Annotated in this window: 21 protein-coding genes; 15 read left to right on the forward strand and 6 right to left on the reverse strand. The window is 64.3% G+C overall.

The features are described from left to right. Window positions 1-3: 3 nt before the first annotated feature. A complete protein-coding gene (locus H7225_RS09370) occupies window positions 4-642 on the reverse strand; it encodes a hypothetical protein (protein WP_290661139.1) in 639 nt (212 codons plus the stop codon). 189 nt (window positions 643-831) lie between these two features. Between H7225_RS09370 and gspG the strand changes: the two genes are divergently transcribed. The 13 genes from gspG (at window position 832) to H7225_RS09435 (ending at window position 13,753) form a co-directional block, all read left to right on the forward strand. Continuing rightward, window positions 832-1,287 carry a type II secretion system major pseudopilin GspG gene (gene gspG, locus H7225_RS09375; RefSeq protein WP_290661191.1) on the forward strand — a complete coding sequence of 152 codons (456 nt, stop codon included), beginning with the start codon at window positions 832-834 and terminating at the stop codon, window positions 1,285-1,287. Continuing rightward, on the forward strand, window positions 1,262-1,798 hold the full coding sequence (locus tag H7225_RS09380; RefSeq protein ID WP_290661141.1) for a prepilin-type N-terminal cleavage/methylation domain-containing protein: 537 nt from the start codon (window positions 1,262-1,264) through the stop codon (window positions 1,796-1,798). Before gspG ends, H7225_RS09380 begins: the two co-directional genes overlap by 26 nt. 10 nt (window positions 1,799-1,808) lie before the next feature. Then, window positions 1,809-2,162, forward strand: coding sequence for a type II secretion system minor pseudopilin GspI (gene gspI, locus H7225_RS09385; protein WP_290661143.1), 354 nt, complete (start codon window positions 1,809-1,811; stop codon window positions 2,160-2,162). Then, window positions 2,159-2,788: a prepilin-type N-terminal cleavage/methylation domain-containing protein gene (locus tag H7225_RS09390; protein WP_290661145.1), complete on the forward strand. Its 630-nt coding sequence runs from the start codon at window positions 2,159-2,161 to the stop codon at window positions 2,786-2,788. The genes gspI and H7225_RS09390 overlap by 4 nt, the downstream gene beginning before the upstream one ends. 9 nt (window positions 2,789-2,797) lie before the next feature. Then, complete coding sequence (gene gspK, locus H7225_RS09395; RefSeq protein ID WP_290661147.1) at window positions 2,798-3,859, forward strand: type II secretion system minor pseudopilin GspK; 1,062 nt, start codon at window positions 2,798-2,800, stop codon at window positions 3,857-3,859. A 106-nt stretch (window positions 3,860-3,965) separates the two neighbouring features. Then, a complete protein-coding gene (gene gspL / locus H7225_RS09400; protein WP_290661149.1) occupies window positions 3,966-5,231 on the forward strand; it encodes a type II secretion system protein GspL in 1,266 nt (421 codons plus the stop codon). Window positions 5,232-5,255: 24 nt separating this feature from the next. Beyond that, window positions 5,256-5,780: a type II secretion system protein GspM gene (gspM, locus tag H7225_RS09405; protein ID WP_290661151.1), complete on the forward strand. Its 525-nt coding sequence runs from the start codon at window positions 5,256-5,258 to the stop codon at window positions 5,778-5,780. A gap of 17 nt (window positions 5,781-5,797) precedes the next feature. Next, window positions 5,798-6,718 carry a type II secretion system protein N gene (gspN, locus tag H7225_RS09410; protein ID WP_290661153.1) on the forward strand — a complete coding sequence of 307 codons (921 nt, stop codon included), beginning with the start codon at window positions 5,798-5,800 and terminating at the stop codon, window positions 6,716-6,718. A 3-nt stretch (window positions 6,719-6,721) separates the two neighbouring features. Continuing rightward, window positions 6,722-8,974, forward strand: a complete 2,253-nt coding sequence (gspD, locus tag H7225_RS09415; RefSeq protein ID WP_290661155.1) for a type II secretion system secretin GspD — start codon at window positions 6,722-6,724, stop codon at window positions 8,972-8,974. 3 nt (window positions 8,975-8,977) lie between these two features. Continuing rightward, window positions 8,978-10,402, forward strand: a complete 1,425-nt coding sequence (gene gspE / locus H7225_RS09420) for a type II secretion system ATPase GspE (protein WP_290661157.1) — start codon at window positions 8,978-8,980, stop codon at window positions 10,400-10,402. A 13-nt stretch (window positions 10,403-10,415) separates the two neighbouring features. Next, window positions 10,416-11,633, forward strand: coding sequence for a type II secretion system inner membrane protein GspF (gene gspF, locus H7225_RS09425; protein ID WP_290661159.1), 1,218 nt, complete (start codon window positions 10,416-10,418; stop codon window positions 11,631-11,633). 97 nt (window positions 11,634-11,730) lie between these two features. Then, window positions 11,731-12,738 (forward strand): AAA family ATPase, encoded by a 1,008-nt coding sequence (locus H7225_RS09430; protein WP_290661161.1) that lies wholly within the window; start codon window positions 11,731-11,733, stop codon window positions 12,736-12,738. Between the two features lie 82 nt (window positions 12,739-12,820). Beyond that, window positions 12,821-13,753 carry a 5'-nucleotidase gene (locus H7225_RS09435; RefSeq protein WP_290661163.1) on the forward strand — a complete coding sequence of 311 codons (933 nt, stop codon included), beginning with the start codon at window positions 12,821-12,823 and terminating at the stop codon, window positions 13,751-13,753. A 23-nt stretch (window positions 13,754-13,776) separates the two neighbouring features. On the opposite strand, the gene H7225_RS09440 is transcribed toward H7225_RS09435, so the two are convergent. Genes H7225_RS09440 through H7225_RS09455 form a run of 4 tightly spaced genes read right to left on the reverse strand, consistent with a single transcriptional unit; the run spans window position 13,777 to window position 17,097 of the window. Further along, entirely contained in the window at window positions 13,777-14,379 is a 603-nt protein-coding gene (locus H7225_RS09440; protein WP_290661165.1) for an MOSC domain-containing protein, read from the reverse strand. Between the two features lie 54 nt (window positions 14,380-14,433). Further along, window positions 14,434-15,594: an ATP-binding cassette domain-containing protein gene (locus H7225_RS09445; protein ID WP_290661167.1), complete on the reverse strand. Its 1,161-nt coding sequence runs from the start codon at window positions 15,592-15,594 to the stop codon at window positions 14,434-14,436. Beyond that, entirely contained in the window at window positions 15,591-16,313 is a 723-nt protein-coding gene (locus H7225_RS09450; protein ID WP_290661169.1) for an ABC transporter permease subunit, read from the reverse strand. The genes H7225_RS09445 and H7225_RS09450 overlap by 4 nt, the downstream gene beginning before the upstream one ends. 4 nt (window positions 16,314-16,317) lie before the next feature. Beyond that, window positions 16,318-17,097 carry a substrate-binding domain-containing protein gene (locus H7225_RS09455; RefSeq protein ID WP_290661171.1) on the reverse strand — a complete coding sequence of 260 codons (780 nt, stop codon included), beginning with the start codon at window positions 17,095-17,097 and terminating at the stop codon, window positions 16,318-16,320. 277 nt (window positions 17,098-17,374) lie between these two features. Between H7225_RS09455 and H7225_RS09460 the strand changes: the two genes are divergently transcribed. Together H7225_RS09460 and H7225_RS09465 are read left to right on the forward strand one after the other, a co-directional pair. Then, the gene (locus H7225_RS09460) at window positions 17,375-19,243 is read left to right on the forward strand and encodes a phosphoenolpyruvate carboxykinase (GTP) (RefSeq protein ID WP_290661173.1); all 1,869 of its coding nucleotides are present in this window, start codon (window positions 17,375-17,377) and stop codon (window positions 19,241-19,243) included. A 226-nt stretch (window positions 19,244-19,469) separates the two neighbouring features. After that, window positions 19,470-19,949 (forward strand): FxDxF family PEP-CTERM protein, encoded by a 480-nt coding sequence (locus H7225_RS09465; protein WP_290661175.1) that lies wholly within the window; start codon window positions 19,470-19,472, stop codon window positions 19,947-19,949. A 63-nt stretch (window positions 19,950-20,012) separates the two neighbouring features. Here the strand turns inward: H7225_RS09465 and H7225_RS09470 are convergent, their stop codons facing one another. Beyond that, window positions 20,013-21,275, reverse strand: coding sequence for a pectin acetylesterase-family hydrolase (locus H7225_RS09470; protein ID WP_290661177.1), 1,263 nt, complete (start codon window positions 21,273-21,275; stop codon window positions 20,013-20,015). Between the last annotated feature and the right edge of the window lie 126 nt (window positions 21,276-21,401).

Genomic DNA, 21,401 nt, shown 5'->3' on the forward strand with positions numbered 1-21,401 from the left:
GCGTCAGAGCGGGCGGTTGCCGCCCGGGCGAATCGGCCGGGGCACGTTGTCCATCGGGGGTTGGTCTGGCGATGGCATGGGCATGCCTTCAGGGGTGCCGGCCATGCCCGAGTTGATGTCAGGCCGGGCGCCGGGCATTTGCTGTGGCGCAGGGGCGCCAGTGTTGAAGCCTGTGGGTGGCGGCAAAGAGCCCGTGGCAGCGGCTGGCAGCAAGGGCAGGTCCAGCCTGACGGCAGCAGGCCCGGCGGCAGGCCCGATCTCGGCACCACGCTGGTTGACGCTCAGCAAGACCATGTCGCCATCGACCGAAGCGCCGGCGCGCACGGCGCGGGCAGGTTTGCCGTCAATGGACAACAAGGCCAAGCCGCCTTTGTCGCCTTCATGACGCGGGGCCACCACACCCAACAGCTTGATGCGTTCGGCCAACATGGACGCGGTGGTGGGGTCGGGTTGCCCGGGGGGCGCCGCGGCCGCAGGGCTGGTCAGCAGTTTGCGCATGTCGCCACGGGCTGCGTTGTCCAGGGACACCGCGGTGGCGTTGGCCGGGACGGCCGTGGGCTGCCCCAGCCAGCGCAGGCCCCAATAGGCCAGGCTGGCCGCGACGGCGGCCCAAATGAGGAGGGCGAGGATGCGAGATGCCATATGGCGGCCATTATCATCCCTGTTGATCGCTCGGAAGCGTGAAAACAGGGCCCCAGACCTCGGGTTGATCCCGCATAGGATGCGCCTCAAGCTCGGGCATGCTTGCGACCTCGTCCGCGTTGGGGAACCTCTCCGGCGTTCCGGGCTCTTATCTCTCAGTCAAGTCACCACACGGATCTCCGCATGAAGATGTTTGCCCGACCCACTCAGCACCACCTCCGGGGCGCGGCCCGGGCCCTGTCGCGGGGCTTCACCCTGATCGAACTGATGGTCGTGCTGGTGATCATCGGCCTGCTGGCCGCCCTGATCGTGCCCAATGTGCTGGAGCGCGCCGACGATGCCCGCGTCACGGCGGCCAAAACCGACGTGAGCAACCTGATGCAGGCCCTCAAGCTGTACCGCCTGGACAACCAGCGCTACCCCACGGGCGAGCAAGGCCTGGCAGCCCTGGTGGCCAAGCCCACGGCCGCACCTGTCCCGTCCAACTGGAAGCCTTACCTTGAAAAGCTGCCCAATGACCCCTGGGGCGCGAACTATCAATATGTCAATCCGGGCGTGAAGGGCACGGTCGACGTTTTCAGTTTTGGCGCCGACGGCCAAAGCGGTGGTGAAGGCAGGGATGCCGACATCGGATCCTGGCAGTAAGTTGCCCTCCCGGCCCCAATCCGCGCGCGGCTTCACGCTGCTCGAACTCATGGTCGTGGTCGCGTTGATCGCGATCACCACGGCCGTCGTGGCTTTCGCTGTGCCCGATCCCTCGTCCACCCGCCTGGAGCGCGAAGCCGCCCGCCTGACCGCCATCCTGGAGTCAGCGCGGGTGCAGGCGCGTGCCGGGGCCATGACCATCCGCTGGGTGCCCGAGCCCAATGGCAAGGGCGACGACTACCAATTCATTGGTTTGCCCGAGGCTTTCATGCCCCCTTTGAAATGGGATGCGCGCGAGATCAAGGCCGAGGTGGTGAATGGCGGCATCGGCATCGGCATGAAGAAAAGCATTGTGCTGGGCCCCGAGCCCGTGATCGGCGCCCAAAGCATCATCTTGCGGCTGGAAGATCGGCAGATCATCATTGGCACCGATGGGCTCAATCCTTTCGACGTGATCACGGGTGAGCCAGCGCAAGCCGATGACGGGGGGGGCAATCGTGCGCCAGTTTGATGAGCGCTCCATGGTCGGCATGACGCTGATCGAAGTGCTGGTGGCCCTGGCGATTGTGGCGATCACCCTGTCGGCCGGCATCAAGGCCGCGGGTGGCTTGACATTGAATGCTCAGCGCGTGGCTGATCTGACCGTGGCACAGTGGTGTGTTCAAAACCAGTTGTTCGCTCTGAAGGCGAGCACCACCTTCCCGGACGTGGGCGACAGCGAATTCAAGTGCCAGCAGCTGGGGCGTGAGTTCAGGGGCAAGCAGGCGGTGCGGCCCACCGTCAATGCCAACAACTTTCGGCGGGTCGAGGTGCAGGTGCTGGACGAGGAGGGGCAGTCGGTGGTCAAGGTGATCACCGTGCTGCCCAAGCCATGAAGCGCCCTCTCTCAAGCGTGGGCTTCACGCTTATTGAAGTGTTGGTGGCCCTGGTGATCCTGTCGGTCATGGCGGCCACGGCCTTCAAGGGCATGGACAGCATCAGCCGGGCCCGCGAAGTGGCAGAGGGCAAGCTCAAGCGCACCCTGCGTTTGCAATCGGTGATGACCCAATGGGATGCCGACATGGACTCGGTGATCGACATCCCGACCTTGAACACCGGGGCCATTCAGGGGCAAAGGTCGTTTTTGTTCAATGGCAGTTACCTGCGCTTGACTCGGCAGGCGCCGGGTGGCGTGCAGGTGGTGGCCTGGAGCGTGCGCGATGGGCGCTGGGAGCGTTGGGCCGGCCCGCCGGTGACCACGGTGGGTGAGCTGGAGGCCCAGTGGGCGCAAGCCAATCAGTTGAAGGGCACCGAGCCGGGCACCTTGACCATGCTCAAAGGCGCCCTGCAATGGCAGATGTATTTCTACATTGGGGTGAGCGGGGGCAGCCTCACCCCCACCAATCCGCAGTCCACGGGCAACAACCAACTGCCTGTGGCGGTGCGGTCAATCCTGACCTTGGGGCCTGCCAGCGGCTTTGAGGGCGTGGCCACGCGCGACACCTTCCTGGCCGCGCATTGAGGCGATGACATGAAGCATTCCAAGCCTTCGAAACTGCCTGTGCGACAACGCGGCGCGGCCTTGTTGATGGCCATGGTCATCGTGACCGTGGTGGCCACGATCGCCTCGTCGATGGTGTGGCAGCAATGGCGTGCGGTGCAGGTGGAGTCGGCCGAGCGCGGTCGCCAGCAATCCGAGTGGCTGCTGGTGGGCGCCCTAGACTTCGCGCGCCTGGTGTTGAAGGACGACGGGCGCCGCATGCAGACGGGGGGGCAGCCAGAGCCGACCCATCTGGCGCAGCAGTGGGCCCAGGATCTGAAGGAAATGCGCCTGTCCACCTTCCTGGCCGTGGACAAGGACAACACCGATGATGCCCCTGACGCCTTCCTGTCGGGCAAGGTGCTGGACGTCAACGCGCGCTACAACCTGCGCAATCTGTTGCTGATCAGCCCCAACCCTGGCCTGGTGGATGTGGATCCGCAGCAGGTCAAGGTGCTGCGAGACTTGCTCACCAACATCAACTTGCCGCCAGATTTGGCACTGCAGATTGCGGAAGCCTTGAGAAAAGCCACCCTGGCGGCCATGGACACAACGCAGTCCTTTGGCGCGTTAGGAGGGGCTTCTGGCCGGGCTGCCTCGCCGTTAATGCCCCAGCGGCTGGATCAATTGACCTGGCTTTTGCCCAAGCTGGGCGCGGACACGGTCGAGCGCATGCGCCCCTATGTGGCCTTGTTGCCTTACCTTAACGTGCCGCAGGGCGGCATCACGGCCATCAATGTCAATACCGCGCCCAAGGAAGTCATCGCGGCGGTGTGGGGCATTGACACAGCCACGGCCCAGCGCATCGTGCAGTCTCGGCAAAACCACTATTTTGAAGATTTGGCCGATGCCCAGAAGCAGGTGCCCACCGTGCCCATCCCTGCCGATGCCATCGAATTGACCTCCAAATATTTCGAGGTGACCAGCATGTTGCGGCTTGAAAATCAGATCATGAAGAACCGGCACCTGGTCAAGCGCGAGGGCCAGAACAGGCAGGTCGAAGTGACTGTGATGAATCAGGAGCGCTTTTCGGGCGTTGATCCTGGCAACTGACAAGACAGTATCTATCCTTAAACGTGCCTTATTTCGCGCCTCCTACAATGCCAAGGCATCTACCCTTGATGTGTGCTTCCTTTTTCGACCCCTTTGACTGCTGGGCATGAGCATCCTCATCCTTCAACTACCTGCGCGTTCGCGCCTGAATGCCGACTTGGCCGTGGCGGAGCCGACCTCGTCCGCGGCCCAGGCGACCAAGGAGTACGCCTACGTGCTCAGCGCCGATGGGCAGACGGTGTCCCGGCAGGGGCGCTGTGCCTTGTCCATGGTGCCGCGCGCTGACACGGTGGTCGCGGTGTTGGCGCCTACCGACATCAGCTGGCACCGCCTGACGGTGCCCAAGGCCCCCGCCGCGCGCCTGCGTGCCGCGCTGGCCAGCATGTTGGAAGACGCCATGCTGACCGACCCCGAGGACATGCACCTGGCCCTGGCCCCTGCGGCCAAGACCGGTCAACCCGCCTGGATCGCAGCCTGCGACCTGACTTGGTTGACCAGCCAGTTGATGCTGCTTGAAAAAGCCAAGTTGCGCGTCGACCGCGTGGCCCCGGCCGTGTGGCCCGATGAGCCCGCCACCGGGTATTTCCATGAAGTTCATGAAGCTGGCAGTGGCGCCGCGCCCGATCGGGGCCTGGAAATCGTCCTGACCTGGTCAACCCTGGACGGTGTGGCCAGTTGGCCCTTGACGGGCGGCTTGTCGCGCGCCCTGGTGCCCGAAGCCTTGCCGCCGCAAACCCGCTTTTTTGCCACACCGCAGGTGGCCTCGCCGGCCGAACGCTGGTTGGGCCAGGCCGTGACGGTGCAAACCCAGTCCGAGCATTTGCTGCAAGCCAATCGCTCGCTGTGGAACCTGTTGCAATTTGACCTCACCCCCAACAGCAAAGGCTTCAACGCGGTGTCTGACCGCTGGCGCCAGTTCCTGAGCCCGCAATGGCGCCCGGTGCGGGTGGGCATGGCGGCTTTGGTGGTGGCCCAGGTCGTGGGTTTGAACCTGTGGGCCTGGCAGCAAGAGCGCCAGCTCAAGCTCAAGAAGGCCGAGATGACCACGATCCTGAAGCAGGCCCATCCGCAGGTTCAGGTGATCCTGGACCCGGCCGTGCAGATGCAGCGCGAAACCGAAGCCTTGCGCGCGATCGCGGGGCAGCCTGGTGACAACGACCTGGAAGGCCTGATGTCCCTGGTGGCCAGCGCCTGGCCCAACGAGACGCCGTCCACCAACCTGCAATACGACGGCACCAGCCTGACCCTGGCGCCGCCACCGGCCTGGGGCCCGTCGGACATCGACCAGTTCCGCAGCAAGCTGTCGGCCACGGGCGCCCAGGTGGAGGTGGCCGAAGGCCGCCTGACCGTGCGCCGCGGCTCGCGCAGTTGAGCCGATCGCCATTGACACCGACCTATGAGCACTGAATCAGAAGCCACCTCCTTCAACGTCCTGCGTCAGCAGGGGCTCGCGCGTTGGGCCGCGATGGCCCCGCGTGAACGCCAGATGGCGCAGGCGGCGGCCGCTTTGCTGTTGCTGGCCGTGGTGGTGCTGGTTTTCATCCGCCCTGCCTTGAAAAGCATGCAGCAAACGCCCACGCAATTGCGCGAAATCAGCACCCAGGTGGCCCGCATGCGGGCCATGGCGGAGGAGGCTCAGGCTTTGCGCCAGCAGCCGCCGGTGCCGCCCGTTCAGGCTGAAGCCGCCTTGAAGGCGGCCACTGAACGTTTGGGGGCAGCGGCCAGAATGAGCGTCCAGGGTGACCGGGCCACGGTCGAATTCAACAAGGTGCTCGGCGCATCATTGGCCGACTGGATGGCCGAGGTTCGCGTGGCCGCCCGAGCGCGGCCTTTGGAGGCCAATCTGGCGCAGTCGGAACCCGGGCATTATTCGGGCACCGTGGTGCTGGGCCTGGCCCCTGGGCAGGCCTCGCCTCGCTGAGCAGGAACACACCGGGCATGTCGATCCTCTCCAACCTGAAATCCCCCGCCGCCTGGTGGTCTGGCGGCATGGCCGCGACCACCCGTTGGATGGAATCCACGCTGGAAGTGGCGCGTTGGGAAAACATGCGCAAGGCCGGGCGGCGCTGGGGTTGGTGGGGCGCGGTGTTGGGGGCCTTGCTGGGCTTCATCTTGTACGCCCCGGCCAGTTGGCTGGCCCAAGGGGTGGTGGTGATGAGCGACGGTCGCTTGTTGTTGGCCGAATCGCAGGGTACCGTGTGGAGTGGTGATGCCGTGGTGGTGCTGACCGGCGGTCCCGGCAGCCGTGACGCCCGGGCTTTGCCGGGCCGTTTGAACTGGAAGCTGCGTCCAGGCTGGACGGGCGTGAGTCTGACCTTGCAGCAAGACTGTTGTGTGCCCACACCGGTGGTGATCCAGGTGCAGCCAGGCTTTGGGCGGGTGCGGGTGGCCGTGTTCAGCCAGTCCAGCCCTTCTGTGCCTGTGTCGTCCACGGGGCCGATTGGCCATTGGCCTGCGGCCTGGTTGACCGGCTTGGGCACCCCCTGGAACACCTTGCAACTGGGCGGTGTGGTGCGCTTGAGCAGCAACGCCCTGGTGGTCGAATGGGTCCACGGTCGCATGCGTTTCGAGGGTCAGGCGCAGTTCGATTTCACCGACGTATCTTCCAGCGTCACCACCCTGGATCGGCTGGGGTCCTACCGGGTTGATTTGCTGGGTGACCCGCAGGGGCGTGTGAATTTATCGCTCATGACCTTGGACGGTGCCTTGCAGTTGTCCGGGCAGGGGCAAATGGGTTTGAATGGTTTGCGCTTCCGGGGTGAAGCGCGGGCCAATGAAAGCGAGCGCGGCGCGCTCGACAGTTTTTTGAACATCATCGGTCGCCGCATGGGCGACCGCTCCGTAATTTCGATCGGATAAGTCATGACGACCCATCCTCTATTGTCTCGTCCCCGCGCGGTTGCGCTGGCCACGGCTTTGGCCTTCACCTTTGGTCCGGCTTGTCTGATGCCTTCGGTGGCGGGCGCGGCGCAGGCCGCTACCGTCAAGAAGGGTGGCCCCACGGTCACGCTCAACTTCGTCAACGCCGAGATTGAAGGCGTGGCGCGGGCCATGGCGGCCATCGTCGATCAGCAGATCCTGGTTGATCCGCGCGTCAAGGGCACCATCACGCTGTACAGCGAGCAACCGCTGACACCGCGCGAGGCTTACCTGAACTTCCTGGCGGCCTTGCGCGGGCAGGGTTTTGCGATGGTGGAGGTGGCGGGTCTGCTCAAGGTGGTGCCAGAAGCCGACGCCAAGCTGCAAACCGGCACGGTCGAGGTGGGCAGCACGGTCAAGCGGTCTGGCGACCAGATCCTGACGCAGATTTTTCGGTTGCAGTACGAAAACGTCAACAGCCTGGTGACGGTGCTGCGGCCTCTGATCAGCCCCAACAACACGATCAATGCCAATCCGGGCACCAACACCCTGGTGATCACGGATTACGCGGACAACCTCAAGCGCATCGGCCAGATGATCGCGGCAATGGACGTGCCGTCGTCGACGGACATGGAGGCCATGCCCTTGCAGTACGCGATTGCGGCTGACCTGGCGCCCATGGTTCAGCGCATGGCCGATGGCGGTGGCGGCCCCACCATCCCCGGTGTGGCCGGTGGGCAGTCCACCTTGATCATGGCCGATCCGCGCACCAACACCTTGATGGTCCGCGCGCCCAATCCGGCGCGCCTGGCCCTGGTGCGCAGCCTGATTCAGCGCCTGGACCGACCCGGCACGGCCGGGCTGGGCGGCAGTGGCATCCACGTCATCTACTTGAAGAACGCCGATGCCGTGAAGCTGGCGCAGGTGCTGCGGGCGTCGTTCCCGGGTGCCGGGGGCTCGTCGGGCGGTGGTTCATCCTCCAGCGGCGGCAGCTCGGCCAGTGCTTCGCCCATGCCTGCCGCAGCCAACAACCAAAGCGGCAGCTCAGGTGGCACGGCCTCCGCCCAATCCACCACGCCAGTGGCAGGTTCGGCTTCGCCTTCGACCGGGGGCTTCATCCAGGCTGATCCCAGCACCAACTCGCTCATCATCACCGCGACCGATGCGCTGTACAGGCAGCTGCGCGCCGTGGTCGATCAACTGGATGGGCGCCGGGCGCAGATCTACATCGAGTCCATGATCGTCAAGGTTGATGTGGAAAAAGCCGCTCAGATGGGCGTCAATTGGGCGGGTGGCACCAAGGTGGGCGGGGGTGACAACACCCTGCTTGGGGCCGGAACCAGCCTGGGCTCTCAGACGCTGTCGTCTGTGGTGAGTGGGGCGACCAAAAGCTTGGTCTTGCCATCTGGTTTCACCGTGGGCCTGGCCCGCGCGATCGGCAATGGGCAATACAGCCTGGGGGCCTTGGCCACATTTTTGGAGACCAATGCGGGCGGCAACGTCTTGTCCACGCCCAACATGGTGGCGCTGGACAACGAAGAGGCCAAGATTGTGGTGGGCGAGAACGTGCCTTTCGTGACAGGCTCTTATTCGAACGCGCAAACCAGCTCCAGTGGCACCGTCAATCCCTTCCAGACCGTTGATCGCAAGGACGTCGGTTTGACTTTGCGGGTCAGGCCTCAAGTGGGCGAAGGCGGCACCGTGCGCATGACGGTGTTCCAGGAGGACTCCAGCGTTAAGCCGGGGGCTGATACGGGTTCGGGTCCGACCACCACCAAGAGCTCCATCGAAACCACCGTGGTGATTGACGATGGCCAGGTGCTGGTGTTGGGTGGGCTGCTGAAAGATGATTACCAAGACAGCAACAGCCAGGTGCCTCTGCTTGGAAGCATTCCTTACATTGGCAACTTGTTCAAGAGCCAGCAGCGTGCGCGCAAGAAGACCAATCTGATGGTGTTCTTGCGGCCCATCGTGATGCGCACCCAGGAGTCCGCCAACGCCTTCACCCTGGACCGCTACGACTACATGCGCAACAAGCAGATCGAGAGCGCGCCGGCTCACAGCACCTTGTTGCGCATCAACGAAGCGCCGGTGCTCGACCCGCTCAAGCTGTCCAACCAACTGACCATGCCTTCGGTGAGGCAACCGCTGGACGACCCCAACGCGCCCGCACCCACGGTGGTGATGCCCGCCGACTCTGGCTTTGCGCCGAAGCTCACGCCAGTCAAGCCCGCCGCCAGCGGCGTGGAGAACTGAGCCATGGCCGTTCGCCATCCCTTGCCCTACGCCTTTGCCAAGGCGCACAGCCTGCTGCTGGAAAGCGATGGCGACCGCGCCACCTTGTGGGCCAGCGAGCAGGTGTCGCGCTCGGCCTTGTCCGAGGTGATGCGCCTGTTCGTGATCGACTCCCTGGAGCGTGAGCCCGCCGAGTCGTTGGGGCAACGCATTGCCGTGGCCTACGCGGGTGGCGAGGGCAGTGCCGCCGCCGTGGTGGGCGAGGTGGAAAACGCCGTTGACCTGTCGCGCATGATGCAGGACCTGCCGGCGGTCGAGGACTTGCTCGAAGCCTCGAACGACGCGCCCATCATTCGCATGCTGAACGCTTTGTTGACGCAAGCGGCCAAGGATGGCGCCTCCGACATCCACATCGAACCGTATGAACGCAGCTCGGCCGTGCGCTTTCGCGTTGACGGCACGCTGCGTGAAGTGGTGCAGCCCAACAAGGCCCTGCATGCCGCGCTGATCTCGCGCCTGAAGATCATGGCCGAGCTGGATATTTCAGAGAAGCGCATGCCGCAAGACGGCCGCATCTCCCTGCGCATCGGTGGCCGCGCGGTGGATGTGCGGGTCTCGACCTTGCCATCGGCCCATGGCGAACGCGCCGTGTTGCGGCTGCTGGACAAGGGCGACGCCAACAAGTTCACGCTTGAATCGCTGGGCATGAGCGGCGAGTCGCTGGACCGCTTCAAGCGCCTGCTGCGCCAGCCGCACGGCATCGTGCTGGTCACGGGCCCCACGGGCTCGGGTAAAACGACCACGCTGTATGCGGGCCTGAGCACGCTCGATGCCACCACCACCAATGTGCTGACGGTGGAAGACCCGGTTGAATACGAATTGCATGGCATCGGCCAGACGCAGGTCAACGCCCGCATCGATCTGACCTTCGCGAAGGCCCTGCGCGCCATCCTGCGGCAAGACCCTGACGTCATCATGATCGGTGAAATCCGCGACTTTGAAACCGCGCAGATCGCCGTGCAGGCCTCGCTGACGGGTCACTTGGTGCTGGCCACCTTGCACACCAACGACGCGGCCAGCGCCGTCACGCGTTTGACCGACATGGGCATCGAGCCCTTCCTGCTCAGCTCCAGCTTGCTGGGCGTGATGGCGCAGCGCCTGGTGCGCAAGTTGTGCGTGCATTGCAAGCGCGAAGACGAATACCACCGCTGGCATCCCGTGGGTTGCGCTGCTTGCGGCATGACCGGCTACAAGGGCCGCACCGGCGTGTACGAACTGCTGGTGGCCGACGACAACATCCGCGCCTTGATCCATGCCAAGGCCTCCGAGGCCCAGTTGTTCGAGGCCGCGGCCAAGAACGGCATGAAGGTCATGCGCGAGGACGGCGACCGTTTGGTGACCGAAGGCGTCACCTCTCTGGAAGAAGTGTTGCGCGTCACGCGCGAATAAGACTTAAGACACCATGCCTGCCTTCCGTTTTGAAGCCCTGGAGACCAGTGGCAAGACTGTCACCGGTCTGGTCGATTCCGACAACCCCAAGACCGCTCGCGCGCAACTGCGTTCGCAGCAATTGGTGCCCTTGAAGATCGAATTGGTGATGGTCACCGAGGCGCAGGGCCAGCAGCAAGGCATGTTCACGCGCAGGGCCTTCAACTCGACGTCGCTGGCGATTTGGACGCGCCAGTTGTCGGGCCTGGTGTCGGCGGGCTTGCCGCTGGAGCGGGCGCTCACGGCCCTGGCCGACGAGTCTGAAGACCCGCATCAGCGCGAGCTGGTGGCGCATTTGCGCTCTGAGGTCAACGCCGGGTCGCCGTTTGCGCGGGCGCTGTCTGGCTCGCCCAAAGAGTTCGACGATGTCTACCGTGGCGTGGTAGCGGCGGGTGAGCAAAGCGGCCAGTTGGGCGCCGTGCTTGAAAAGCTGGCCGATGACCTGGAAGAGCGGCAGGCGTTGACCTCCAAGCTGATTGGCGCCACGCTTTATCCGGCGGTGGTGTCGGTGTTCGCCATCGTGGTCGTGGTCGCTTTGCTGGTGTTCGTGGTGCCGCAGGTGGCCCAGGTCTTCACCAGCAGCAAGCGGGCTTTGCCCATCCTGACCCGCGTCATGCTGGGCCTGAGCGCTTTCATGCGTGAATGGGGTTGGCTGTTGATTTTGCTGATGATCGGGGGCTTCACGTCCCTGGTGTTCGCCTTGCGGGGTGAGGCGTTTCGCCGCAAGTTCGACAGCTTTACCCTGGGTGTGCCGGTGATCGGCCGATTGATTCGCGGTTACAACGCTGCGCGTTTTGCCGGTACCTTGGCCATGCTGGCTGGATCCGGCGTGCCCATTTTGAAAGCCTTGCAGGCTGCCGCTGAAACCTTGTCCAACCGCGCCATGCGCGCCGATGCCATGGAGGCTTTGGTGCAGGTGCGCGAAGGTGCGCCCTTGGCCTCGGCCCTGGCCGCCAAGAAGAGATTCCCTGGCTTGCTGTCGATGTTCGCCCGCCTGGGCGAGCAGACCGGGCAATTGCCCGTGATGCTGCAACGCGCGGCCAAACAGCTCAGCGCCGAAGTGCAGCGCAAGGCCCTGGCGATTGCCACGGTGCTCGAGCCCTTGTTGATCGTGTTCATGGGCCTGATGGTGATGCTCATCGTCATGTCCGTGATGATGCCGATCATGCAGATGAACACCTGGGTGAAGTAAGCACGATATAGGCGGAGTGAATCCCCTTGATCAGGGGCTCGCGACGGGGGGCGTTTGTTGCATGATGTCTCAGCGTCTTCGTTGTCGGAGGTTGAGCATGAACACTGGTTGTGAACTGGTCACGGTGCAAAAAGAGGGCGCTGGCCCGCGCATCCCCATCGCGCACATGCGGCATGTCTATCGGCTTGAGGAAGTCGAAAAGAAGCTGGGCAAGCTGCCGCCCCGCGAACACGAATCCTTGCGCGCCACCTACGAGCGCATGCTGGAGATGGGGCCCGACCGCTTTCAGGTCAAGCCCTCAGGCCTGCCGGCCATGGACTACCTCTACGACGATCTGCCCAATTTCCACGAGGCCCTGGACGACCTGCGGCGCCAACTGGCCTTGTGCGCTGACAGCCGCGATGCGCTTGAGATCACGCCCATGTTGCTGCTGGGCCCACCCGGTGTCGGCAAGACCCACTTTGCGCGCGAAGTCTCGCAACTGCTGGGCACGGGCATGGGCTTCGTGTCCATGAGTTCGATGACGGCCGGTTGGGTGCTGTCAGGCTCGTCCAGCCAATGGAAGGGCGCGCGGCCGGGCAAGGTGTTTGAAACGCTGGTTGAAGGCCAATACGCCAACCCGGTCATGGTGGTGGACGAGATCGACAAGAGCGGCGGCGAGCATGCTTACGACCCGCTGGGCTCGTTGTACAGCCTGCTGGAGCACGATACCGCAGGCCACTTCACCGACGAGTTCGCGGATGTGCCCATCGATGCCAGCCAGGTGATCTGGGTGGCCACGGCCAACGAGGCGCGCGGCATCCCTGATCCGATCCTCAACCGCATGAACGTGTTCGAGATCGAGATGCCCAGCGAGGAGGCCGCGCGCAAGATCGCGTCAAAGCTGTACCGCAGCATCCGCGCCGACCACGATTGGGGCCAGCGTTTTGATCCCGACCTGAATGAGGCCGTGCTGGCCAGCCTGAGCCACCTGGCGCCGCGCGACATGCGCCGCGCCTTGATGACGGCGTTTGGCAATGCCAAGCTGGATTGTCGGCACTGCCTGGACACGCGCGATTTGCCCGATGCCCAGGCCCGCCGCACGCCGATGGGGTTTACGCAATGACGCTGCACTGATGACAAGCTGACGGCGCGCCGCTCGGCGATACTGGTCCCTTCAATTCGAATGATTGCAAGGGAGCATCCAGATGGCCGTCAGTTTGTCAGGGCAGTTGGTGGTGGCGATTTCATCGCGGGCGCTGTTCGACTTCGAGCAAGAGAACCTGCTGTTTGACCAGGGCGCGGGCGACCGGGCCTACATGAAGCACCAGCTCAAGCGCCTGGACGAGCCCGCCAAGCCGGGCGTGGCCTTCTCGCTGGTGCGCAAGCTGCTGGCCTTCAACTCGCCCGATCAGCAGCGGGTGGAGGTGGTCATCCTGTCGCGCAACGACCCGGTGTCCGGCATGCGGGTGTTCCGCTCGGCGCGTCACTATGGCTTGCCGATTCAGCGAGGTGTGTTCACGCGGGGCGAATCGCCTTACCGCTATTTGCGGCCTTTGCGGGCGCACCTGTTCTTGTCGGCCAACGAGGCCGATGTGCGCTCGGCCCTGCTGGAAGGCGTGCCCGCAGCGCGCGTGCTGCCCCATTCGGCCCATGCCGGTGAAGCCCACCCGCGCGAGGTGCGCATTGCTTTTGACGGTGACGCGGTGCTGTTCTCGGACGAGGCCGAGCAGGTCTTTCAAAGCTCGGGGTTGGATGCCTTCCAGCTGCACGAACAGGAGCGCGCCGCCAAGCCCTTGCCGGCCGGGCCCTTCAAGCCGCTTTTGCAGGCCTTGCACGATTTACAGCAACGCGGCCAGGCTTTGGGAGAAGAAGGCGGCATGCGCATCCGCACCGCCCTGGTCACCGCGCGCAGCGCCCCCGCCCACGAGCGCGCCATCCGCACGCTGATGGACTGGGACATTGAGGTGGACGAAGCCATGTTCCTGGGCGGCCTGCCCAAGGGCGAGTTCCTGCGCGAGTTCGAGCCCGACTTTTTCTTCGACGACCAGACCGGTCACGTCGATGGCGCGGCGCGCCATGTGCCGGCCGGGCACGTGATGAGTGGTGTGTCCAACGCCATCATCGAAACCCTGGGCTGACTGGCCCGGTCAAGCGACCAGGATCATCTGCGCCGCATGTCGGACTTGAACAGCTCGGCGATGCCGACCTGCCGCGGACCCGGGATCAACTCGTAGCTTTCACCGGCCGCGATGGTGCCCGGCACCCGCACCGCCAGGTAAAAGCCGCAGTAGCCCGACTGCGCCATCATCTTGACTGCCTGGTTGAAGCCCATCACGGCCGCGAACTTGAAGCAGGGGTGGCGCGGCTCGCTGATGGCCAGCGTGCAGTTCGGAAACTTCAGCACATCGCCAATGTAGGCATCGGCCTCCAGCAGGCCGGTGAGGGTCAGGTTCTCGCCCAGCATGCCGTGCGGCAGGGCCTCGTCCCACGCCTGCGATTTGGCCTGCGAGCGCACGGTTTGCCAGAAGGGGTAGTGCTCGTGGGGATAGGCGTAGACCGCCTTGGACAGGCCGCCATGCACGGTGGGGTCGGCCTGTTCGTCCAGGTGCAGACCCATGGGCTTGACCTCAATGCGCTCGGGCGATTGCAATGAGCTGACCGATCGCTTGCCGATGGCCGTGACCACGGTTTTGCCGTCGATGACGAGGGCTTGGGCCGGGGCGGTGTTGACGGACAACACGCGGCGATCAACAAGGGCAGGCATGGACAACTCCTGGGCGGCGATTAAAGCGATGAAGGCCGCTCAAGCATAGCAAAATCAACGCCAGGAAGAGACCGCCACCGACATGGCCTGGAAGCTGGCCACGCAAGGCTGGCCGGGCGCCAGGTCCATCTGCTGGATAGAGCGTCGGGTCAGCAGGGCCCAGATCTGCACGCCGGCCTGGATGGAGAAGTCGCCGGTTTCGCGCACGTGATCCAGCTCGACGCCCACGGCGCCGTAAGACCCGTTCTCGCCCGCCAGCATGATCTGCGTGATGCGCCCGCGCAGTTGATTGTTGGCACCGCTGCCCTCTAGCAGGTCGCGGTGCAGGCTGATGTCGCGGGCGCGGATCTTCAGGCGCACCTTGCGGCCGACCGCGTGCAGCACGGCGGGGGCGGTCACGCGTTGGCCGGCCACGTCGATCTCGCTGAGCAGCCATTCGATGTCGTGGCGTTTGACCTCGCCCTCGATCACGCTGCCGGCGTTCACGCCTTCCAGGAAGGTGGACAGGGACACGTCTGACAGGATCTGGGTGACGGGGCCGCCGCTGGTCATGCGCCCTTCGTGCAGCACGATCACGTCATCGGCCATGCGGATCACTTCGTTCATGCGCGGGCTGACCAGCACCACCGGCAGTTTGGAGCGCGCAGGGACTTGGGCCAGCAATTCAAGCAAGGGCGGCTGGTCGTGCTCGGGCACGCCGCTCAGGGGGTCGTCCAGCAAGATGGCCCGGGGGGCGGACAGCAGGGCGCGGCCCAAAGCGACCTTGAAGCGCTGCGAGGGCGTCAGGCGCGCAGGGCGGGCTTTGAACAGCGAGCGCAGGTCCAGCCATTGGGTCACGGCGTCGAAGGAGGGGCCGTTCACGGGTTTGGGTGCGCGCGCCAGGCCATATTCCAGGTTGCCCTGCACGCTCAGGTGCGGGAACAGGTGCGCGTGGCCGTCCAGCCAGGCCAGTCGGCGTTGGTGAGGGGGCAGGTTGATGCCGGCCACCGAGTCGTAGATGGCTTGGTTGCCCAAGGCGACTCGACCGCCCAGCGAGGGGTGCAGCCCGGCCGTGGCCTTGAGCAGGGCGGATTTGCCGCCTCCTGCGCGCCCCACGATGGCGCACACGCGCCCCGGCAGCACGCGGAACTGGGCCTGGATGTCCAGCCCGGGTTGCTGCAGTCGCAGTTCAACGCTCAGGGGCAGTGGCAGAACGCGTGGCCGCTTGTCGCTCATGCCCGTGGCCCCGCATTGCTGGTGGCCCACCGGCCCTGCCAATGGCGACGCCCAGCCTCGCTCAGCAAGACCGCCACGAAAGCGACGCCCACCGAGACCAGAGCCAGGCGGGTTGCGGCGCCCAGGTTGTCCGGAGAGCGCAAGGCCTGCACCAGGGCCAGGGGCACGCTGTGCTCGGGGTGCCCCACGCGGGGACTGGGTTGCAGGGCTGAGGCGAGCACCAAGGTGGCGCCGGTTTCGCCCCAGGCCGCCGCCAGGCCCAGGGCCATGGCCGACAGCACGGCGGGTGCCGCCAGCGGCAAGGTGATGCTCCACCAGGCGCTCCAGGGCGAGGCGCCCAGTGTCTGGGCCAGTGGCGCCATCATCGGATCGATGGCTTCGAAGGCGGGGCGCAGCACGCGCACCATCAGGGGCAGGGTGACCAGGCTGGCCGCCAGCACCGCGCCGCTGGGGAAGAAACTCAGCGTCCAGCCGGTCAGGTTGCCGAGCCAGTGGCCGAGCTGGCCGTCATCGCTCAGGCCCATCAGCAGGGCAAAGCCCACCACGGCGGGTGGCAGGGCCATTGGCAGCAGCACCACCGTGTTCAGTAGCCAGTGACCATGCCACCGAGCCTTGGCCATCACCGAGGCCAGCACCACCGCCGGCGGCGTGCTGATCAACAACGTGAGCAGGGCAATCTGCCCGCTGAGCCAGATGGCGTCGAGCTCCCAGGTACTCATGGCCTCAGCCCTGTGCTTTTTGCCACACCGATCCTGAGGCCGTCACGGCCTGTCGCCCCAACGGGCCTTGCAGCCACTTCACCAGCAGCTTGCCAGCGGGGTGCGGCGTTTTGAAAGAGCGCGCCACCTGGCAGCTCAGCCACAGGCGGGGATCCTGGTCGACCAGGACCTTGCGGGCATTGCGTTCAGCACGGGACATTGTTTGCCAATCAGCCAGGGTCAACCATTGATAAGGAGGCAGTGAAACACCTGCCGACGTTCTGCTGGCCGCCCGGGCGGGCAAATGCTGGGCGCCCAAGGTGCTGGTCAAGGTGTCGCTCAGGCCGGCCAGCGCCGAATCCTGGGGCGCCGGCAGCCAGTGGCAAGCACCCGCCGCCTGGCCGGCCAGGATCTGGTGCAGGGCGCGGACCACGTCGCGCTCACCGCGCACGCCGGCCGGGTCGGACGAGGGGCCCACCAGCAAAACCTGGGTGCGGGCCAGCGTGTGGCGGTCGTGGATCAGGCCTTGTTGTTCCAAACGGTCGGCCAAAGGGTGGCTCAGGAACAGGCCGATGGGCAACTCGCCCGACTCCAGTTGCCGCAAGATAGTGCCCGAGGGTTCGCGCACCCAATTGGCCGCCAAGCCCAGGTCGCGCCCCATGCCGGCTTTCCAGCGCCCGGCCAGCCCGGTGTCCTGCAGCAGGCCATCGACCCCCAGGCGCACCGGCTCCGTGCTTTGTGCCCAAACCCAGCCGGGCAGGCTCAGCCAACCGGTGGTCCATCCCATCCAATCCCGTCGATTCATCGTTTCACCTTATCAAGGGCACGGCCTATTGTCGCGCAGTGGAATCCCGGGCTTGCCGACAAGCTGGCGCGGTGTTTGCGGTGTGACAGAGTTGGCATCCCGGCGGAAACCCCTCGGAAAGGGGGGGAACTCAAACGATGAGGGGTGGACTAAACTACGAGGTTTCGCTGTTGGGCATTCTCTGCCGGGAGTGTCAGCCGGCAGGGTGTCGAGAGCGCAGCCGTCAAGCCATGGCCGCGCTGTCGAGACCCTGTTTATTACTTTTGGAGCCATCGTCATGAACCAAACCGTCTCGCAGGGGGTGCCTTTGAACGCCGCCGCTTACGTCAAGAATGCCAAGCTGATCGCCTGGGTGGCCGAAATTGCCGCCCTGACGCAGGCCAAGGACATTCACTGGTGCGATGGCACTGAAGAAGAATACAACCGCTTCTGCAACCAATTGGTGGCCGCTGGCAGCTTCAAGAAGCTGAACCCCGAACTGCGCCCCAACAGCTACCTGGCCGTGACCGACCCGTCCGATGTGGCCCGCGTGGAAGACCGCACCTTCATCTGCGCCGACCGCAAGGAAGATGCCGGCCCCACCAACAACTGGTGCGAGCCCTTGGAGATGCGTGCCAAGCTGCAAACGGGTGAAGATGCCCTGTTCAAGGGTTGCATGAAGGGCCGCACCATGTACGTGGTGCCGTTCAGCATGGGGCCGCTGGGTTCGCCCATCGCCCACATCGGCGTTGAACTGACTGACAGCGCCTACGTGGCCGTCAACATGAAGCTCATGACCCGCATGGGCAAGGGCGTGATCGACGTGCTGGGCGCGGATGGCGAATTCGTGCCTTGCGTGCACACCGTGGGCGCCCCGCTCGAAGCTGGCGAGAAAGACAGCGTCTGGCCTTGCAACCCCACCGTCAAGTACATCGTTCACTACCCCACGAGCCGCGAAATCTGGTCCTATGGTTCGGGCTATGGTGGCAATGCGCTGCTGGGCAAGAAGTGCTTCGCCCTTCGCATCGCCTCGACCATGGGCCGCGACCAAGGCTGGCTGGCCGAGCACATGCTGCTCTTGGGCGTGACCGATCCGCAAGGCAAGAAGTCGCACATCGCGGCGGCTTTCCCCAGCGCCTGCGGCAAGACCAATTTCTCGATGCTGATCCCGCCCGAGGGTTACAACGGTTGGAAGGTCACCACCATCGGTGACGACATCGCCTGGATCAAGCCGGGTGGCGATGGCCGCCTGTACGCCATCAACCCAGAAGCTGGCTATTTTGGCGTGGCCCCTGGCACCAACGACCTGACCAACCTGAACTGCATGAAGTCGGTCCTGCGCGACACGATCTTCACCAACGTGGCCCTGACCGACGACGGCGACATCTGGTGGGAAGGCATGACCGACATCCCGCCAGCACACCTGATCGACTGGCAAGGCAAGGATTGGACGCCCCAGATCGCCAAGGAAACCGGCGCCAAGGCGGCCCACCCCAACGCCCGGTTCACCGTGGCCGCGACCAACAACCCGGCGCTCGACCCCGAGTGGGACAACCCTGCTGGCGTGGCCATCGATGCCTTCATCTTCGGCGGCCGCCGCTCGACCACCGTGCCCCTGGTGACCGAGGCCAAGGACTGGACCGAAGGTGTGTACATGGCCGCAACCATGGGCTCTGAGACCACCGCCGCCGCCTTTGGCCAACAAGGCGTGGTCCGCCGCGATCCCTTCGCCATGCTTCCTTTCATGGGCTACAACATGAGCGATTACTTCCAGCACTGGCTGGACATGGGCGCCAAGCTGCAAAAGGCGGGCCACCCGACGCCTCCGGTTTACTGCGTGAACTGGTTCCGCAAGGGCGCCGATGGCAAGTTTGTCTGGCCTGGCTATGGCGAGAACATGCGCGTTCTGGAATGGATCCTGGGCCGCATCGCTGGCACGACCAAGGGCGTGGACAACGCCTTTGGCCTGAGCCCGACCTACGAAGACCTCAACTGGACCGGCCTGAACTTCACCAAGGAGCAGTTCCAGTCGGTGATCGGCATCGACGCCGCCGCCTGGACGCAAGAGCTGAAGCTGCACGACGAGTTGTTCCAGCAGCTGTCGTATCACCTGCCGGCCGAGATGCCCGCCACCAAGGCCAAGATCGAGAAGCGCCTGGCAGCTTGATTTTTCGCCAGCCAAGAAAAAAGGCCCTTCGGGGCCTTTTTTGCGTTTCCGTGACACGCGACATGAATCATTCACCTCATTTGTAACGCTGGCGACCTAGGGTTGTTACCTTTACCCCCTGAAACAGGGGGTATGACCGCTCGGCGCCTGGACCTATAAAAGAACAGTCGCGGTCTCGAAGCTTTTTGGGTCAGCGATCCGTTGGATAAACTATTGGAGGTTGCTTATGAAATTGAAAATGTTGGTAGCCGCTGCTTCCCTCGTGGTGGCAGGTTCGGCGCTGGCGGGTGCGCCAGCTTTGCCAGGCGGTGATCTGGGTGCCTTGACGCCCACGCCTGCCCTGTTCCTGGGCGTAGGCGCTTTTGCCACTGGCGGCACGATCGCTGATCTGTTCACCTTCTCGGTGGGCAACAAAAGCGATTTGGTCGGTTCGATTGGTGGCTACGGCGCCACCTTCAGTTCTGTGCTGATCGATGGCATGGCCACTTCGTTGACGTCGACCACGACGGGTTACGGGTTCAGCTTTGCCGGTTTGACGGCTGGTGCGCACACTTTGAAGGTGACAGGTGCTTTCCCAAGCATTTACACCTACCTCGGCAGTGCGTACGCCACGCCTTCGGCCGTGCCTGAGCCAGAGTCCCTGGCCTTGATCTTCGCCGGTCTGGGTGTGGTCGGTCTGGTGGCTCGTCGCCGTCAAGCAGTCTGATTTTTGTCAAGCTGATGTGAAAAAAGCGGACTGGCAACAGTCCGCTTTTTTTGATGCCATCAATCAGGGGATCAAAGGTGCCAGCCAGTCGGCGAACATGTCGCTCAGCAAGACGCGCTGGGTGGTCGGCTTGGTTTCATAGGCACGCATGACCGGGCCCTTGCCGTCCAGCAGGTTGTCGATGAACTCGCCCACGTGGTTCAGCTTCTGCTCGACGATGCTGGTGCCGCCGAAGGTGACGATGGTGGTGCAGTGTGAGCCATTGATGTCACGCTTGTTGGGGATGTAATAGCCCACGTTGGTGGGCGTCATCTGGGCGATCCAAGGCGCGATTTCCTGGCGCCACTTCACGTTCAGCATCTTCAGGCGGTCAGCGTCCGTGGCGGCGTTGGCGATCTCGGGGTAGAACTTTTGGTAGGAGAAGGCCGAGAAGTTGGTGTCCTCCTGGAACATCGTGTAGCCGATGCGGTCGTTCGGGAAGATCTTGCCCAGGCCCGCGGTGATCGAACCCATGTTGTTCACGTCGCCGGCGCCGGGGTACTTGCTGATCAATTGCGTGACCAGGCCCTCAGGGCCGTCCAGGCCCCAGACTTCGCGGATCTTGTTGTGCAGCAGCACAGACGGTGCTTGCTCAGGCGTGGCGGTGCGGGGCACGTTGAACAGCGGGCCTGAATCGGCGGCCAGGGCCATCTTCTTGGGCTTGAGCGTGGTGCGGAAGGCCGCGTAGTTGGCCGTGGAGCCCACGCCGCCGGCCGAGAAACCGGTCAGCAGCAGGTGGTCGGGCTGGGGCATGTTCTTGGCCATCCAGTTCGCCACGGCTTGCGCGTTGATGGCGCCGCGGTGGAAGTACGTCATGGGGTTGGCCGGGTCGGTGTTGTTGTACACGTTGACCTTGTTGCCGGTGTGCACGTCGCCAGTGCAATACGTCAGGTAGACGATGTTCCAGCTTTGGGTCTGCACGGCTTGCAGCGGGTGGATGCGTGCGGTGAAGGGCGTCACGAGGCCGAGGTGGGCCTGGCGGTTCCAGTCACTCATGTAGTTCTCCGGGATGCCATCTGGGTTGACGGCGTTGAGCAGCGAGCCGCCCTTGCACGCGGACTGGTCCCAGCAGGCGCCGCCGCCTTCGAACATGACCACGGCCTTGCTGTTCAGCGGGGTGCGGTTGACGAAGAAACGGTAGGGGGTGCCGTTGCCGCAGGTGGCGCCGGTGGAGGCCGGTAGCTCGATCATTTCCCATTTGAAGTAGGCAGCGTGGGCCGCCAGGCTGGTCAGCAGGGTCACGCCGACGGCCTTGGCCGTGGTCAGCATCAGTGATTTCATAGTCATGTCAACGCTCCATGGGGTGAAAGGTGTCTTCCAATGACCTCAAGTTTAAAACACAGTGTTTTTTTTCAGGCCCTGGGCATTCCCCGTGGGTGGGCAGCTTTCCCCTGAAATCAGGGGGCGTCAACT

It is taken from the genome of Aquabacterium sp. (assembly GCF_014378415.1).
Taxonomy (GTDB): Bacteria; Pseudomonadota; Gammaproteobacteria; order Burkholderiales; family Burkholderiaceae_C; genus Aquabacterium.

Excerpts from the sequence above, each read along its gene's own strand:
- H7225_RS09370 (WP_290661139.1), bottom strand. The coding sequence starts at position 642 with ATGGCATCTCGCATCCTCGCCCTCCTCATTTGGGCCGCCGTCGCGGCC.
- gspG (WP_290661191.1), top strand. The coding sequence starts at position 832 with ATGTTTGCCCGACCCACTCAGCACCACCTCCGGGGCGCGGCCCGGGCC.
- H7225_RS09380 (WP_290661141.1), top strand. The coding sequence starts at position 1,262 with ATGCCGACATCGGATCCTGGCAGTAAGTTGCCCTCCCGGCCCCAATCC.
- gspI (WP_290661143.1), top strand. The coding sequence starts at position 1,809 with ATGGTCGGCATGACGCTGATCGAAGTGCTGGTGGCCCTGGCGATTGTG.
- H7225_RS09390 (WP_290661145.1), top strand. The coding sequence starts at position 2,159 with ATGAAGCGCCCTCTCTCAAGCGTGGGCTTCACGCTTATTGAAGTGTTG.
- gspK (WP_290661147.1), top strand. The coding sequence starts at position 2,798 with ATGAAGCATTCCAAGCCTTCGAAACTGCCTGTGCGACAACGCGGCGCG.
- gspL (WP_290661149.1), top strand. The coding sequence starts at position 3,966 with ATGAGCATCCTCATCCTTCAACTACCTGCGCGTTCGCGCCTGAATGCC.
- gspM (WP_290661151.1), top strand. The coding sequence starts at position 5,256 with ATGAGCACTGAATCAGAAGCCACCTCCTTCAACGTCCTGCGTCAGCAG.
- gspN (WP_290661153.1), top strand. The coding sequence starts at position 5,798 with ATGTCGATCCTCTCCAACCTGAAATCCCCCGCCGCCTGGTGGTCTGGC.
- gspD (WP_290661155.1), top strand. The coding sequence starts at position 6,722 with ATGACGACCCATCCTCTATTGTCTCGTCCCCGCGCGGTTGCGCTGGCC.
- gspE (WP_290661157.1), top strand. The coding sequence starts at position 8,978 with ATGGCCGTTCGCCATCCCTTGCCCTACGCCTTTGCCAAGGCGCACAGC.
- gspF (WP_290661159.1), top strand. The coding sequence starts at position 10,416 with ATGCCTGCCTTCCGTTTTGAAGCCCTGGAGACCAGTGGCAAGACTGTC.
- H7225_RS09430 (WP_290661161.1), top strand. The coding sequence starts at position 11,731 with ATGAACACTGGTTGTGAACTGGTCACGGTGCAAAAAGAGGGCGCTGGC.
- H7225_RS09435 (WP_290661163.1), top strand. The coding sequence starts at position 12,821 with ATGGCCGTCAGTTTGTCAGGGCAGTTGGTGGTGGCGATTTCATCGCGG.
- H7225_RS09440 (WP_290661165.1), bottom strand. The coding sequence starts at position 14,379 with ATGCCTGCCCTTGTTGATCGCCGCGTGTTGTCCGTCAACACCGCCCCG.
- H7225_RS09445 (WP_290661167.1), bottom strand. The coding sequence starts at position 15,594 with ATGAGCGACAAGCGGCCACGCGTTCTGCCACTGCCCCTGAGCGTTGAA.
- H7225_RS09450 (WP_290661169.1), bottom strand. The coding sequence starts at position 16,313 with ATGAGTACCTGGGAGCTCGACGCCATCTGGCTCAGCGGGCAGATTGCC.
- H7225_RS09455 (WP_290661171.1), bottom strand. The coding sequence starts at position 17,097 with ATGAATCGACGGGATTGGATGGGATGGACCACCGGTTGGCTGAGCCTG.
- H7225_RS09460 (WP_290661173.1), top strand. The coding sequence starts at position 17,375 with ATGAACCAAACCGTCTCGCAGGGGGTGCCTTTGAACGCCGCCGCTTAC.
- H7225_RS09465 (WP_290661175.1), top strand. The coding sequence starts at position 19,470 with ATGAAATTGAAAATGTTGGTAGCCGCTGCTTCCCTCGTGGTGGCAGGT.
- H7225_RS09470 (WP_290661177.1), bottom strand. The coding sequence starts at position 21,275 with ATGACTATGAAATCACTGATGCTGACCACGGCCAAGGCCGTCGGCGTG.